Origin of the sequence: Mesorhizobium sp. M2A.F.Ca.ET.067.02.1.1 (genome assembly GCF_004023285.1) — a bacterium.
Taxonomy (GTDB): Bacteria; Pseudomonadota; Alphaproteobacteria; order Rhizobiales; family Rhizobiaceae; genus Mesorhizobium.
Genome location: NZ_RZSB01001207.1, coordinates 1 through 1037, shown reverse-complemented (window position 1 = coordinate 1037; position 1037 = coordinate 1). Strand labels below are relative to the sequence as shown.

Below are 1037 nucleotides of genomic sequence, written 5' to 3'. Positions count from 1 at the left end.
CCGATGGCCTTGCCGCCAAAGGCGACGAAGCCGCTTTCAAGACGCTGCTCGAAAAGAACGCGAAGCGGCTGGTCTGGGCCACGTCCGACCGGCCCTCGGTGACCGGCCTGACTAGCGCCGACAACCAGGTCGACGGTTTCGCTTTGACCGCTATCCGCGCGCCGGGCAGTCCGGCGCCGGCGCAGGTCACCGCGGGCGCCTTCGACGACAAGGGCCGCCGCATCGCCGACGCGACGCTGACCTTCGCGCCGGGCGAAGCCGCCGCCACGGCGACGATGGCGGTTCCCTTCGAGCTGCGCAACGATTTCGCCTCGATCGCGCTCGACGGCGAGCACCAGGCGGGCGCGGTGCGGGTGCTGGACGAAAGCTCGAAACGACGCCGTGTCGGCCTGCTGTCTCAGGCCGAGGCCGACCAGGCGCAGCCGCTTCTGTCGCCGCTCTACTATATCCGCCGCGCCCTGCAGCCCTTCGCGGACCTGGTCGAGCCGTCGAGCGCCGACCTCGCCGACGCCATTCCGCAGCTTCTCGACCAGAAACCGGCGATGATCATCATGGCCGATGTCGGCACCATCCCGGAGCAGGTCAGGCAGCGTCTGGTCGACTGGGTCGACAAGGGTGGCACGCTGGTCCGCTTTGCCGGCCCGCGTCTTGCCGCGGCCGGCAATGACGACGACCTTTTGCCTGTACGGTTGCGCAGCGGCGAGCGCGCGCTCGGCGGCGCGCTGTCCTGGACGACACCGCAGGCGGTCACCGAATTCCCGAAGAACGGTCCCTTCGCCGATCTTTCCCCGCCCTCCGAGGTGACGGTCAGCCGGCAGGTTCTGGCCGAGCCGACGCCCGACATCGTCGAGCGCACCTGGGCCACGCTTGCCGACGGCACGCCGCTGGTGACAGGCATGAAAAAGGACAAGGGCACGCTGGTGCTCTTCCATGTCACGCCCGAGGCGACCTGGTCGAACCTGCCGATCTCCGGCACTTTCGTCGAGATGCTGCGGCGCGTCGTGCAGCTGTCGCGCAACCAGGGCGCGGCGATCGCC

The 1037-nt window shown here is 69.3% G+C and carries 1 pseudogene; it reads left to right on the top strand.

The annotated features are described in order from the left end of the window. A pseudogene (locus EOA28_RS36780) lies at positions 1 to 1037 on the top strand (RNA-binding protein); the annotation flags it as partial.